Annotated in this window: 12 protein-coding genes; 2 read left to right on the plus strand and 10 right to left on the minus strand. The window is 47.5% G+C overall.

Going from position 1 to position 13638, the window contains the following annotated elements:
- Positions 1-63: 63 nt before the first annotated feature.
- The 3 genes from AC1XTG_RS22225 to AC1XTG_RS22235 form a co-directional block, all read right to left on the minus strand.
- Positions 64-501 (minus strand): hypothetical protein, encoded by a 438-nt coding sequence (locus AC1XTG_RS22225; RefSeq protein ID WP_056285913.1) that lies wholly within the window; start codon positions 499-501, stop codon positions 64-66.
- 62 nt (positions 502-563) lie between these two features.
- Positions 564-1118 carry a DUF2911 domain-containing protein gene (locus tag AC1XTG_RS22230; RefSeq protein ID WP_056285915.1) on the minus strand — a complete coding sequence of 185 codons (555 nt, stop codon included), beginning with the start codon at positions 1116-1118 and terminating at the stop codon, positions 564-566.
- Between the two features lie 25 nt (positions 1119-1143).
- Positions 1144-2736, minus strand: coding sequence for a serine hydrolase domain-containing protein (locus AC1XTG_RS22235; RefSeq protein WP_484843491.1), 1593 nt, complete (start codon positions 2734-2736; stop codon positions 1144-1146).
- Positions 2737-2859: 123 nt separating this feature from the next.
- Between AC1XTG_RS22235 and AC1XTG_RS22240 the strand changes: the two genes are divergently transcribed.
- Positions 2860-4002: a DEAD/DEAH box helicase gene (locus tag AC1XTG_RS22240; protein ID WP_484843492.1), complete on the plus strand. Its 1143-nt coding sequence runs from the start codon at positions 2860-2862 to the stop codon at positions 4000-4002.
- Here the strand turns inward: AC1XTG_RS22240 and AC1XTG_RS22245 are convergent.
- The 5 genes from AC1XTG_RS22245 to AC1XTG_RS22265 form a co-directional block, all read right to left on the minus strand.
- Positions 3999-5114: a sialidase family protein gene (locus tag AC1XTG_RS22245; RefSeq protein WP_484843493.1), complete on the minus strand. Its 1116-nt coding sequence runs from the start codon at positions 5112-5114 to the stop codon at positions 3999-4001. The genes AC1XTG_RS22240 and AC1XTG_RS22245 overlap by 4 nt on opposite strands.
- A 60-nt stretch (positions 5115-5174) precedes the next feature.
- On the minus strand, positions 5175-6182 hold the full coding sequence (locus tag AC1XTG_RS22250) for an NAD(P)H-dependent glycerol-3-phosphate dehydrogenase (protein ID WP_056285922.1): 1008 nt from the start codon (positions 6180-6182) through the stop codon (positions 5175-5177).
- A 166-nt stretch (positions 6183-6348) separates the two neighbouring features.
- Positions 6349-7770 (minus strand): efflux RND transporter periplasmic adaptor subunit, encoded by a 1422-nt coding sequence (locus AC1XTG_RS22255; RefSeq protein ID WP_484843494.1) that lies wholly within the window; start codon positions 7768-7770, stop codon positions 6349-6351.
- Between the two features lie 49 nt (positions 7771-7819).
- Positions 7820-9313: a TolC family protein gene (locus tag AC1XTG_RS22260; protein WP_056285927.1), complete on the minus strand. Its 1494-nt coding sequence runs from the start codon at positions 9311-9313 to the stop codon at positions 7820-7822.
- Between the two features lie 114 nt (positions 9314-9427).
- Positions 9428-10663, minus strand: coding sequence for a nucleoside recognition domain-containing protein (locus AC1XTG_RS22265; RefSeq protein WP_056285929.1), 1236 nt, complete (start codon positions 10661-10663; stop codon positions 9428-9430).
- 134 nt (positions 10664-10797) lie between these two features.
- Between AC1XTG_RS22265 and AC1XTG_RS22270 the strand changes: the two genes are divergently transcribed.
- Positions 10798-11265, plus strand: a complete 468-nt coding sequence (locus AC1XTG_RS22270) for a hypothetical protein (protein ID WP_056285931.1) — start codon at positions 10798-10800, stop codon at positions 11263-11265.
- Positions 11266-11316: 51 nt separating this feature from the next.
- Here AC1XTG_RS22270 and AC1XTG_RS22275 read toward each other — a convergent pair whose 3' ends face one another.
- Complete coding sequence (locus tag AC1XTG_RS22275; protein ID WP_056285934.1) at positions 11317-12228, minus strand: sugar phosphate isomerase/epimerase family protein; 912 nt, start codon at positions 12226-12228, stop codon at positions 11317-11319.
- A 6-nt stretch (positions 12229-12234) separates the two neighbouring features.
- Positions 12235-13494 carry a Gfo/Idh/MocA family protein gene (locus AC1XTG_RS22280; protein ID WP_056285937.1) on the minus strand — a complete coding sequence of 420 codons (1260 nt, stop codon included), beginning with the start codon at positions 13492-13494 and terminating at the stop codon, positions 12235-12237.
- Between the last annotated feature and the right edge of the window lie 144 nt (positions 13495-13638).

A 13638-nucleotide genomic window follows, 5' to 3' on the forward strand; every position in this document is an offset into this window, starting at 1 on the left:
AAAGGCAGGCTGCGGTTTGTCAACCTTCAACCTGCCTTTGCAATAATAATGCCAGCCGGAAATCTATATCAGTCCGCTTTGTTTCAGAATTCTTTGCTCATCGCCTGTGATATAAGCGAATATTTTAAGTGTCTCATTTAAATGCTGCAGGAAGTAGATAACACTGAATTCAATGGTACCCTCGTCGCCATCCTTCATATAAAGCGATTGCCAACGAACATCGACCAGGTAATGCAGATCGTCCAGTTCGGTTATATCTACCTGCCTGATCTCCATTTTATTTATACCTATTGACCGGTAAAACTCGTAGCCTTTTGGAACAGCCTCCAAAAACTGAGCGTCATTTTTCCCGCCTGAAACTCCTGCCGGACTTGCTTCTACAAAAAATTCAGCGAAAGCTTTTGCCGTATCTTCTGCAACTGCATTCCCTGCCAAACCTTCTTCGAACCGCTTTTCATAATCCTCGAAAAACGCCTGAATACTATCATTTATGTCATCCATCTTCCTCTTGGCTTGGTGTAACTACAAACAAGAGAAAGAACTATGCCAATATGCGACCCGGATTAAAACGTTACCGGAACTTCAACCACCGTCTTGTCCCAGCCCATGAACATCTTCGCCGAAGTATCGGATACTTTCTCAAAAACAATGGAGAAGTTTTCGATCGGAGCTGCCGCAGGTTTCGGAGCTGCTGTTACCCGAAGTACATCATTAGCCTCTTTGTATTTGTAAGCGCCCCAGTAATCCAGATCGGAGCTGAGTATCACAGTCCATTCTTTCTCGCCGGGAATGGTAAACAGCGAGTAAGTACCTGCCTTTACTTTCTTGCCGCCAAAAGTTGCGTCCTGATAAAACTTGATCTCTGTCGCTTCGTCTGCGCCGGTCCTCCACACTTTTCCGTAAGCTTCGAGCTTGCCAAATACCTCTCTGCCCTTTAAAGCCGGGCGGCTGTAACTTACTTTAACAAGTGCCTTTTCCCCGTCTTTCCGGTCGTGGGCGAAATGGTCGGGGAAGTAGGCGATATCACGCGGACTTTTATCCAGCGGTCTGAACTTCTGAGCTTGCGAAGTAAATGCTGCCAGGACAAGCAAAAGACTAACGATAATGTTCTTTTTCATAAATGGTTTTTGGTTAAAAACAGGATTAAGCAATCATTTTCCCGGTCAGCACAGGCCGCTGATCTTTGGTATTGCCAAGTATTGCTAAACTTCTTTTGAACTCGATTTGCACATTCTCACCCTCAAACTTGCAACGGACCGTATCATAATGTGCAGTTTCTATAAACCGCCACGTCATTTCAAAGGTACTGTCGTCGACCCAGGCTCCATTGCAGGCCACTTTGGTCTTCGTTTCGCCGGGTACCGGGGTTAGTACCAGTTTGAGCGGCATTGTGGAAAGGTCTGTCAACCCTACTTTCCAATTCCCAATCCCATTTACCACAAGGTGCTCACCACGGTCATCTTTCACCCGGAAAAGGCACCAGCCTTTATCAAAATCAAAAGATACCTTACTGATTTTCAAACTATTTTCTGCCACATTAAAGCTTTTCTCTTTAAGCTTCGCCGCCAGCTCCGACGTAGGTTTACCGGCTGTTTGCGGGAGCGCCAGTGAGGCCAGCTTCTTTTGCAGCTCAGCTACTTCCTGCCTGTCCGAAGGCACTCTGGTGCCTTTCACCGATTGCAGGATATTGTTCCATACATGATCAAGGATCGCCTGCATGTTGCCCGTTTCACTCGTGATCGCTACCACCATATCTTCTTTGGGCAGCACAATGCAATATTGTCCGTAAGCTCCATCACCGCGATAGGCTCCATTGCGGCAGCGCCAGAACTGATATCCGTAACCTTGCAGCCAGTCGTTTTCCTCCTGTGGGCGGGAGCCGCCCTTAGATTGAATGTGCGAGCGCGTCGCTTCCTCTACCCAGGCAGCCGGAATGAGCCGTTTTCCATTCCATTCCCCTTTCTGCAGGTACAGCTGACCGAACTTGGCGATATCTTCCGTTTTAACCCGCAACCCCCAGCCACCGGTATTAATCCCGTTCGGATCCACTTCCCAGTCCATTCCTTCAATCACCAGCGGATCAAACAGCCGCGGTTTCAGATATTGAAGTAAGGTTTGGCCCGTCAACTTCTGAATAATGGCAGAAAGCATGTAGGTAGCGCCGCTGTTGTATACGAAGTGCGTACCGGGCGCGTGCTCCACAGGCAATGCAAGAAACGATTTCACCCAGCTTTTTTCTTTTGATTCCCTGACAGAGGCTGTGGTATCCTTATCGTGCCCGGTCGACATGGTAAGCAGGTCTTTCACCCGCATTGCCGCCAGGTTTTCACTGATCGTAGCCGGCTTTTCGTTCGGAAAAAAGGACACTACCTTATCATCCACTTTCAGTTTTCCTTCTGCAACAGCCAAACCAATGGCCGTGGAAGTAAAGCTTTTGCTGAGCGAATACAGCGTATGTCTCAGTTCAGGATTATACGGCGCCCACCAGCCTTCCGCAACTACTTTCCCTTGCCGCAGAACCATTAAACTGTGTAAATTCAATTTTTCAGATTCCACTGCATTCACAAAGTCGAGGATACCTTTGGCCGATATACCCTGGGATTCAGGCGAGCTGCGGGGTAACTGACCGTAGGAAAGCGCACCGGCCCAGGAAGATGCCGGGATTGAACTCAAAACACCTAATTGCAGCGCACCCAATCCTAACTGCTGTAAAAACTCCCGGCGATTGTAAGACATGTTATCAGGAATATATGTTTGTGATACTGGATATCATTTCGAGGCAGACGTTTTGACCAATATGTTTGCAGGTAATGGTATCTTTGCCCTCTTTTTAAAAATCGATTAACTGGCTGAATACTTATGTCTTTCGAATCACTTGGCTTGTCTGAACCATTACTAAAAACAATTGCTGAACAGAATTATACTCAACCTTACCCCATTCAGGAAGCTGCTATTCCTGCTATTTTGAAGGGTAACGATGTTCTGGGCATTGCCAAGACCGGTTCCGGAAAGACTGCCAGTTTTGTTTTACCGATTCTTGAGTTATTTCAAAATAAACCGGCCGCTGCAAACCGGCATATTTCTGCATTGATACTGGTGCCAACAAGGGAGCTGGCTGTACAGGTTGGTGTTGTTTTTCAGACTTTTGGAGAGCGGCTGCCCCGGAAAGTGAAGACAATGGCGGTGTATGGCGGGGTTTCTATTAACCCGCAAATGATCGGACTCCAGGGAGTTGAAATCCTTGTCGCCACACCTGGCCGCCTGCTTGATCTGCTTTCTTACAAAGCACTTAATATTTCACAAACGCAGATCCTCGTCCTCGACGAAGCCGACAAAATGCTGAACCTGGGATTCGCGGAAGAAATGAAGGATATCTTCTTTCTGCTTCCAAAAAAGCGCCAGAGCATTCTGTTCTCAGCCACGCTCGGTGATGAAATCGACCAGATTAATAAAACACAGCTCAAAGATCCTGTCCGCATTGAAATTGCAGAAGAAGAGCAAAATATTGACCAGATCAAGCAATCTGCCTATTTCGTCGATCCCGACCGGCGCGGCCCGTTGCTGAGATACCTGATCAAAACCCAGGCAATGCAGCAGGTGCTGGTTTTCGTTTCAGCCACGCGAACTGCGGATAATCTGGTAGACAAGCTCAACAAAAACGGCATTCAGACTATGGCGATGCACAGCAAAAAGAGCCAGGGTGCAAGAACGGAGGCTTTGAACAAATTCAAATCAGGAAAGCTGACGGTATTGGTTGCCACCGATTTAGTGGCGCGGGGTATTGACATTCAATTCCTTCCTTACGTGATCAATTTTGAGCTGCCGCGTTCACCCAAAGATTATGTGCACCGGATCGGCCGCACGGGAAGGGCGGAAGCTTCGGGACAGGCCATTTCGCTGATCTGTCCCGAAGACGTGCACCACTTTAAGATCATCCAGAAGAAGATGGGTAAGAAAGTCGAGATGTTCGAATCTTACGACCTGGATTTAATGGGTTACTAGTTTTTTCCCTTCTTTGACAGTTCTATAATATCCTTCTTGCTACCCGACCAGAAAGCAATTTTCCGGCGGTTATAGGTATAGGTAACTGCTACAGAGTCGCCGAAGCTGATAATCGCCGGATAGGAATATTCGTCTTCCTTTTTACCTGTTGCGATATCTGTTTTGTCAGTCCAGTTTTTACCATTGTCGTAAGAAAGTATCAGCGACAATGGCGAGCGGGAACCCCAGTTCTCATTATCGGGATTATAGGCGAGTACCAATGTACCGTCTGTCAGCCTGGCGAGATCAATTCCGCTATTCGGGTTTGGCAGGCTGGTTTTCTTGATCTCGGACCAGGTTTTACCAAAATCCTTTGAATCGCTTCTTCCGATCACACCACCGGTGGTACGTACAAGCATGTGAATATTACCCGGCTCCGACTCCCATAAAGTAGGCTGGATTGCTCCTTTGCCTTTGATTTCTGTTGTATCAATTTTGAAGTACGGGCTTGCCTTCCAGGTTTTACCTTTATCTGTACTTCTGTCGACAAATACTTCCCAGCGGTTCACTTCATTGGAAGAGCCAGCCAGCCAGTCGCCGTTTGACAGTTCAATCAGCTTGTTTTTAACCGGGCCTCTCCCGCCCTTGTCGCCTTTCACCAGTTCATACGCTTCTGACCACGTATTTCCATTGTCGTCGGAAGTTTTCACCCAGGTTTCCCAATGCGCGATCTCTTTCCCTACTTTGAAATACAGATAAACTTTACCGTCTGCGGTTTTTTGTAAAACAGGGTTCCAATGCGCATCTTCGCGGATCTTGGCTACTTCTACCGGAGTGCTCCACTTACCGGGCCGCCCTTTCGACAACCAGATACCCACGTCAGGATTTTTCTCTTCCGTTCCCCCAAACCAGGCAATCAGAAACTCGCCATCATTGAGCCGCACCAGCGTGGAAGCGTGACATTGTGGAAATGGGCGATTATCGCCGAAAACGAATTCCTTTTCTGATGCAAGCGTATCGGATTCGGCTTTTTGTGCATTGTCGGTTTTTTTGGAATTGCAGGAAGTGAGCAATACTGTTCCGAATAAAAGAGCAGCTGTAATGCCAGTAGCGATATTTTGTTTAATCCGCATAATGAATTGATGGTGTAAGAATGGTAAAAAAGATACCGGCACGAAGCCGGATCAGGCTACTTACTTGAGCAATTTCTTCAAATCATCCATCACCAGTCCCGGCGCGTGCTCCTCATACAAAATCCTGTAAACAGCGTGGGTAATCGGCAGGTTGACCTGATAAAGCTTGTTGATCTCAAAAATGCTTTTCGTCGCGTAATAGCCTTCTGCAATCATCTTCATTTCCAATTGGGCCGCTTTTACGCTATATCCGCGCCCGATCATATTTCCAAAAAGCCTGTTGCGGCTGAACTGCGAATAAGCGGTAACAAGAAGGTCGCCCAGGTAAGCCGAAGAGCTCAGGTTGCGCTCGCGTTTGTCCAGTGCAGTGACCAGGTTCCCGATTTCCTGCATTGCATTGGAAACCAGTACAGCCTGAAAGTTATCGCCATAGCCGAGCCCGTGCGTGATCCCGCAGGCAAGTGCGACGATGTTTTTCATGATCGCAGCGTACTCTACTCCGTACAGATCGTCTAACGGATTAGCCGCAACGTACCGGCAGGTCATTAATTTTGCAAAATCCTCTGCCGCCGGACACTCGGTAGAAGCTATGGAAAGATATGATTGCTTTTCAAGCGCTACTTCCTCAGCGTGGCACGGACCGGCAATCACGCAGGTTTCACTCAATGCGATACCGAATCGCTCGGAAGCCCAGTCGGTGATCAGGATATTTTGTCCGGGGATCATCCCCTTGATTGCGGAAACAATGCGCTTGCCTTGCAGGTGCTTTAAGGTCAGATCGTGCAATGCATCTTCGATAAAAGCGGCGGGTACAGCCAGGATCACATAGTCTGCGCCTTTGACCGCGTCTGTTGTTTTCTCGAAAACCTTGATTTTACGGGGTTGCAGTACCACGTCGCTGAGGTAGCTCGGATTGTGGTGGTACTTGCGTATGTGATCGATATCGTTCTGATTACGAAGCCACCACCTGATCTGCACGTTATTTTGTTCGCACAGGATCTTAATCAGCGCAGTGGCCCAGCTACCGCCGCCTATGACGGCTATTTTAACTCCATTTAAAAGACTCATGAAATAAATGCTTCAAAACCGGCGCCATGGAATAAAGCAAATGTCGGCAGCCAGCCCCTAAAAGTGGGAAGTTTCCGGGTCAAAATAAAAAATCCTTGCAGCAAAGCCGCAAGGATTTTCCTTTTTAACCTAAACTAAATCGAACTTATTACTTTTTTAGAACGTATCAGTTCCCGTTTTCATTTGATTTTTTATCGTCTTTTTTCACCTCTTCTTTCTTTTTCTCGACCAGATCTCCATTGTTCAGATTTTTCGACACAGCAATGTATGGTCCCGATATGATCTTGTCACCCGCTTTCAGTCCGGACAAAATTTCAATATTTTCAAAGTCGCTGATACCGGTTTTTACTTCCCTCATCTCAGCTTTTCCATTCACGTCCAGAAACACAACTTCCTTGATAGCAACCTCTTTCTTGGGTTTGTTACTGTTTTCTTCCGATCCCTCATTTTCCTGCGGCTGTCCTGCGGCCGCGCCGGCCGGCGGCGTGTTGCTACGTGTTGTCACGGCAGCAATCGGCACCGAAACCACACCATTCTTGCGGTCGGTAATGATGTCCACCGAAGCTGTCATTCCGGGTTTGAAAGGGTAAGATTTCTTAGACCGCGATCCCATTAAGTCACTGAATGATTCATTCAGGATCTTCACTTTTACCTCAAATTCCGTTACTGCATCCGCAGAAGTACTTGCTACGGAAGTGCTCGAAGCGGATGCAAGTCCGGCTGCTGTGTTGGCAATTTCTTTCACCACTCCCCTGAACTTCCGTCCCGATGCGCTGTATGCATCTACGTCAATCTCGGCGGTGTCGCCAAGCGAAACGCGCACAATGTCGTTTTCATTAACATTTACCCGCACTTCCATGTTGGCAAGGTTGGCAATGCGCATCATTTCGGTGCCGGCCATTTGCGAAGTTCCCACGACGCGCTCGCCTGCCTCCACATTCAGCAGAGATATAATGCCGCTTACGGGCGCAAAAATGCTGGTTTTCCGAAGGTTCTCGGCTGCATCACGCAAACCAGCCTCGGCACTCTTGATATTAAAAAGGGCAGCCGAAACATTGGCTTTTGAAGACTCTACATCCTGCTGCGCTACGCCGAAAGTCGACGAGAACTGCTCGAAATCTGCCGCAGATATCACCTTGTCGCTATACAGCTTTTTGTTCCTTTCAAAATTGGCTTTGGCCTGGATCAATCTTGCTTCTGCCTGGGCTACCATTGCTTTGGTTTGCTCATAGTTGGCTTTGCTGGAATTCACAGCTGCCTGCGCGCGCGCCATCAGGGATTCGTAGTTATCCGGCCGGATCTTCAAAAGCAGCTGTCCTTTTACCACTGAATCACCCTCTGCAACATTCAGGCTGATGATTTCACCGGAAACATCGGGACTTAATTTCACTTCCACTTCGGGCTGCACTTTACCTGACGCAGTCACGCGCTCCACAATATCCGATTTCCCCACAGTTGCATATTCAACCTCCGTGGTTTTCGGCTTGCCGATGTATCCCGCCTTTTTAGCCCCGAAGAGACCAACTGCGAGCAGTACGACAAGACCAGCTGTAATCCACCAGATTCGTTTTGAAGATTTACGTGCCATGCTATTTTAGATTACAATGATTGGTTGATTGTGGAATGGGTTAATGCGATCAGAAATCTGAAAGCGGGCGGTTCATATAGAAATCCAGGATTTTGGTCCTGAACACATAGTCGTATTTGGTTTGGACCAGATTACCATTTGCGCGGTCGAGATTGGCTTTGGCAATATTGAATTCAACGGAGTTAATGGCGCCTACATCAAAACGCACCTGCGACACGCGGAATGTTTCCTGCAATGCCCTCACCTGATTTGCCGTTGCAGAATATCTCTTCGCTGCATTGGTCATATCAATATAAGCCTGCTCCACATTCTTGCGGATTGTCAGCTGAACCTGCTGCGCCTGGTATTCGTAGGTTTTTTGCTGGATCTTGGCATTCGCAACGTTGTATTTGACCCTGAAATTTGTAAAAATCGGAATGTTCAGGTTCAGATTTATCGCCGAGTTTCTGTTGAAGTTCAGCTGGTCGAGGTAAGTAAAGGTCCGCAATGCACCGTTCGGTGTCCGTACCTTTTGTACAATCGGTAACTGCTCGTCGTTGTAAAGAATGTAGTCGGTATTGGATACTACCTCGGTAATCGACTCTCCCGAACCATCGGAAACAAACCGCTCTTTTGGAGCGGCACTTGAAAACGTTGTGTAAACTCCACCGCTCAATGTAAGCGAGGGCATTCCTGCTCCGCGTGCGAGATCCACGTTTGTTTTAGCTGCTTCAATGCGCAGATTTGCCGCTTTCATCTGCGGGAGGTTGTTCAATGCAGTTTCATAAATTTCCTGGATCGTGGCATTGTAAGCCTGCAAAGTCGGGTCTTTCACTTCAATTTTAACCACATTGATCTGCTCGCTGCCGGGCATATTCATGTATTGTTTCAAATTGAGCTTGGCGGTTTCGAGGTTGTTCTGGGCATTTACCAGGGTAAGCTCATCGTTGGCGAGCTGAGCTTTCAAGTCGAGCAGATTGCTCTCGGCGAGGGTACCTGCCTCTACCAGCTTTGCAGTACGGTCTACCTGTAACTGGGACGCATTAACCTGTAACTGCGCCACTTCAATCAGTTCCTGATTGGTAATTACCTGCAGGTAAGACAGCGCCACGTTCAGCATGATATCATTCCGCGTGGCATCCAGGTCTTTGGCGCTGGCCTGGTAGTTTGCATTGTTGAACTTGATATTGTTTTTGATCTGAAACCCGTTGAAAAGGGTAATCTGACCGCCCAGCTGGTAGTTATTGGAGCTGATATTCTGCTGGACAAACTGGTTGGTAAAAGGGTCAATATTTCTACCAAAACTAAAACCCTGTCCGGCGCTGAAACTGATACTCGGCCAGCGCTGCCATTTGGATTGCTGGTAAATGTTGTCGTTGGACTGGACTGTCAGCTCCGATTGTTTGATCTGCGGATTTGTTTCAAGCGCAATGCGAATGCAATCTTCAAGAGAATAGGTGTTAGCGGGCTGATTTACATCTTTTTGCGCGAAGGTAGCTTCAACTGGAACAATTGCACAAACGAGGAAGAACGATAGTGCAGAATTACGTAACGATTTTAACATGGGCCGTCCAGAGTTAGTTAATCAATATTAGCGTTTAGCATAAAAAACAACCATCCATTTTGTACGGACGGTTGCATATAAGTGTAAAAGGGCAATAACGAAAAGGTCTTATTATCAATGAAAAAATAAGTATCCAAGCCAGATCCCCGCGACAACTCCGACAAAGTCTGCTATCAGGCCGGCTACAATCGCATACCTGGTGTTCTTGATTCCTACTGAGCCAAAGTATAGTGCGACAATGTACAGCGTTGTGTCGGCCGAGCCTTGAAATATACAAACCAACCTGCCGACAAACGAGTCTGGCCCGAATTCCTTCATCGCGTCGATCATTAATGCGCGCGCGCCGCTGCCGCTCAGCGGCTTCATCAATGCAACCGGCAAAGCATCGGTAAAATCCGTGTTCATCCCCGTGAGCGCAAAAAGGTATTTCAAACCGTCGATCAAATAGTCCATTGCACCGCAGGCCCGGAATGCACTGATTGCCACCAGCAACCCGACCAGATAAGGAATAATGGTGACAGTAGTAGTAAAACCCGCCTTGGCACCATCAATAAAGGATTCAAAGACATTGATTTTTTTATACAAAGCCACCCCCAGAAACCCAGCGATTACGGCTAGCAACACCGAATTACCCACGAAAATGGAGATTTTTTCAATCTGTTCTTTGGGCAAACCCGAAAGGTACCAGAGCGTAAATGCAAGAAATGCAGTGATAGACCCGAGCCAGAGCAGGATAGTGCGATTGAACAGGTTAATCTTCTGCCAGGCAGCTGTAATGATCATCGCAACAACCGTGGTAATGTAAGTACCCACCACGCAGGGAATGAAAACGTCCGAAGGACTTTCAGCGCCGAGAATTGCCCGCTGTGCAATAATGGAAAGCGGGATGATCTGCAAACCGGAAGTATGCAGCACCAGGAACATGATCTGCGCATTGGAAGCGGTATCTTTCACCGGATTGAGCTCTTGCAGGCTTTGCATTGCCCTGAGACCGAAAGGAGTAGCTGCATTATCAAGACCAAGAAAGTTGGCCGAGAAATTCATGATCATCTGTCCGTGAGCGGGATGATTTTCCGGCACTTCGGGAAAAAGCTTATTGAAGAACGGACCGATAATCCGTGCGAGCCGGTTAATAATTCCGGCTTTTTCACCCACATTCAAAATCCCCAAAAAGAATGTCATCACCCCGGTAAGCGGCAGTGCAATGTCCATTACTGCTACCTCGGCCATTTTCAGCATTCCTTCCGTCACCTCTTTGAAAGTCTGCACATCGCCGGTGAGTATGAATTTCAGGAAAGCGACTGCAAAGGCTATGACGAAGAAGCCGACAAAAATATAGTTCAATGCCATGGTTTAAGCGCGGGAAAGAGGCAGGTTTGGTAATGGTTTGTTTACAATGCAGTAAGTAAAATATTGCATTTAATGCAAATAACAAAAGTATATTGCAAAGCAGGAACTCATCTCAAACCAAACCTCAATTTTCCATGAAGTATTGTTACCTGATTGTCCTGGTACTACTGTACGCATGCAATGGACAAACTGATTCAGGCAGCACAGGCGATGGCGGCGAAAAAGTTGTGAATGATACAATTGCCCTGGAACGCACCGAAGTGCAAAAGTTGCCGGTTGCTACTTACAGCGAGAAAGTGAAAGATCCCCTGAATGACTTTAAGTTCGCGGTAGAAGTTTACGAAACAAAAGCGACGTTCAACTTCCTGATCAAGATGACGTACAAGGCACTCGATGCGGAAGACACATTGAAGGTGCCCAATTTCGGGATTATGCCAAAAGTCGAGATCCGGAAAGGCAAGGAAGACCAATCCTGCATTATAGGTTTTTTGGACAAAACGGGAGAGTTCAAAGAATACAAACTGGTGAAGATCGACCAGGGCCAGCTGAAAATTTCAACGATCAGGCACTACGCGCGAACGCGGTACAAGGTGAAGAAGTAGGAAAAGCCCGGCATACACCGGGCTTTTCCTACTATTTGTAACACTCGTAAATCAAGCGTTGAAAACTTCGTCCATTTTCTCACGGATCGTGAGCAGGCGCTTTCTGTCTCCGCCTGAAACTTCGGCAGAAGCCCAGCCTGAGTAGCCGATTTTTGTCAATGCTTTATTCACTTCGGCCCAGTTGCAATCGCCTTCCATGAATTCCACATCAAAGCCTTTCCACAAACCCAGTTCATTCTGTTTTTTGAAACTGAATTCTTTCAGGTCGAGCTTCAATATACGTTTATCAAGCGCTTCGATCCACGAAACAGGCCAGCTGTAACGAAGCACATTGCCCACATCAAAATACCAGCCAACCATCGGGTGCTTGAACTCGTCTACAAAACGGGCCGCTTCCAATGGACTCAGCAAAAACTGGTTCCAGACGTTTTCAAATGCGATCTTCACGCCCGTCTTCTCAGCAACCGGAAGCAGTTTCCTGATTTCCTTTTGCGAACGTTCGTAAGCTTCGGCATAAGTCGTTGTTGCATTTACTACGCCGGGCACCACCAATACAGTAGTTCCGCCCATTGCTTTGGTATCGATCAATGCCTTTTCAATGGACTTGACGCATTCCTCACGCTTTTTAGGATCAGGATCTGATAGCGGAAGTTTCCAGTGCATGGAGTTGACCGTTCCGGGAAGTTCCAGTCCCGTTTTGTCACGGGCTGCCAGAATTTCCTTCATGGTCAGCTTATCGTCGGGTGAATCAAGTTCCACACCGTCGTAACCCAGATCTTTAAGCAGTTTAAATTTGTCCATTATTGACAAATCCTCTTTCACCATTCCCCATTTCAAACTCTTCTTGATCATGGGTTTGGCCAAAGGTGCATTCTGCAATGCCGCACCGGACACCACAGATGAAGTAACGGCCATAGCTGAGGTAGCTACGGCCGCACTTTTGAGAAATTCTCTACGCTGCATGAAATATCAGGAGAATGCAGTGATACCTGGTTTAGCCACCTCAACAACCGGTGGTTTCATGTCAAAGCTGTAAGCGTCAGGGCCCAGCTTTTCGGAAGAGTTCATTGCATCTTCCCAGGTAATGCGTTTTCCGGTATATGCCGCCATTCTACCCATGATCGCGATCAGGGTGCTGTGCGCCATAAATTCTCCGTCGTTGATCAGCTTGCCGCTACGGATTGAAGCAAAAAGCTCGTTGTGCTCAGTCTGGTACATATCGTTCTGAACACCTTCGTATTTCCAGGGTTTAGCGCCTGTAATTTCGTGTACGTTCCGTGCGCAGTTTACCATTGCACTTCCTTTGGTACCCAATGTTTGTACGAGGTAGCTGTTTTCGCAGTTAGCCTGCTGTCTCGAATGGTGGAAACCTTTTACGCCATTGTCGTAGTCATAAACAACCGAGAAATGGTCGAAGATATTTCCGAACAGCGAATCAGTACGTACCTGGCGACCGCCTGTACCTACTGCCGAAACCGGCAGCTTACCGCCCATTGCCCACGACATCATATCGATACTATGAACAGCCTGCTCCACGATGTGGTCACCTGCAAGCCAGGTGTAGTAAGTCCAGTTACGAAGCACATATTCCGCATCGGACCAGCCTGCTACGCGGGGGAACGACCAGAGTGTACCCGTGTCATAAGTGTTGTAAATCGCTGTGATATCACCTACCGCGCCGTCCAGTATCCTGGAAAAGCTTGCGCGTTTAGGCTCGTGGTAGCGCCAGCAGAAACCTGACATCAAAGAAAGGTTTTTCTGTTTTGCCAATTTTGCTGCGTCAAGTACTTTCCGCACACCCGGCGCATCTACTGCCACCGGTTTTTCGCAAAATACGTGCTTACCTGCATTGATAGCAGCAGTCAAATGCTCAGGACGGAAGTGAGGAGGAGTTGCAAGAAGCACTACGTCCACGCCCGATTCGAGCACTTTCTTATACGCGTCAAACCCGATAAACTTATTACCTTCCTCTACTTTTACTTTCGGACCGTGAATCTTGGTCAGGTTAGCAAGTGAAGCATCCATTTTATCTTTGAAGATATCTCCAACTGCGTGAAGAACAACATTCGGATCAGCTTTCAAAGCCTGATTAGCAGCGCCCGATCCGCGACCACCGCAACCGATCAAACCAATCTTTAAAGTTTCGCTGTTGACACCGCCAAAAGCACGGTTGGGGTTGAGAATGGTAACAGCCGGAAGCGCGCCGCCAGCAAACGCCATTCCCGCCATTTTCAGGACATCTCTTCGAGAAGTACTCATTGTTAATAGGGATTAGGTGATAGATTTACCGAAAATTTAATTTTTTAAGTATACTGCCACAGATTCAACATAAAGTGAGGCAATAAAGATAATCAAAACTGCAATTTTTCTGCT

Source organism: Dyadobacter sp. HNCC25DJ183 (genome assembly GCF_056895175.1).

Bases quoted from the DNA above. Each gene is read 5' to 3' on its own strand.
- AC1XTG_RS22225 (WP_056285913.1), bottom strand. From the start codon at position 501: ATGGATGACATAAATGATAGTATTCAGGCGTTTTTCGAGGATTATGAA.
- AC1XTG_RS22230 (WP_056285915.1), bottom strand. From the start codon at position 1,118: ATGAAAAAGAACATTATCGTTAGTCTTTTGCTTGTCCTGGCAGCATTT.
- AC1XTG_RS22235 (WP_484843491.1), bottom strand. From the start codon at position 2,736: ATGTCTTACAATCGCCGGGAGTTTTTACAGCAGTTAGGATTGGGTGCG.
- AC1XTG_RS22240 (WP_484843492.1), top strand. From the start codon at position 2,860: ATGTCTTTCGAATCACTTGGCTTGTCTGAACCATTACTAAAAACAATT.
- AC1XTG_RS22245 (WP_484843493.1), bottom strand. From the start codon at position 5,114: ATGCGGATTAAACAAAATATCGCTACTGGCATTACAGCTGCTCTTTTA.
- AC1XTG_RS22250 (WP_056285922.1), bottom strand. From the start codon at position 6,182: ATGAGTCTTTTAAATGGAGTTAAAATAGCCGTCATAGGCGGCGGTAGC.
- AC1XTG_RS22255 (WP_484843494.1), bottom strand. From the start codon at position 7,770: ATGGCACGTAAATCTTCAAAACGAATCTGGTGGATTACAGCTGGTCTT.
- AC1XTG_RS22260 (WP_056285927.1), bottom strand. From the start codon at position 9,313: ATGTTAAAATCGTTACGTAATTCTGCACTATCGTTCTTCCTCGTTTGT.
- AC1XTG_RS22265 (WP_056285929.1), bottom strand. From the start codon at position 10,663: ATGGCATTGAACTATATTTTTGTCGGCTTCTTCGTCATAGCCTTTGCA.
- AC1XTG_RS22270 (WP_056285931.1), top strand. From the start codon at position 10,798: ATGAAGTATTGTTACCTGATTGTCCTGGTACTACTGTACGCATGCAAT.
- AC1XTG_RS22275 (WP_056285934.1), bottom strand. From the start codon at position 12,228: ATGCAGCGTAGAGAATTTCTCAAAAGTGCGGCCGTAGCTACCTCAGCT.
- AC1XTG_RS22280 (WP_056285937.1), bottom strand. From the start codon at position 13,494: ATGGCGGGAATGGCGTTTGCTGGCGGCGCGCTTCCGGCTGTTACCATT.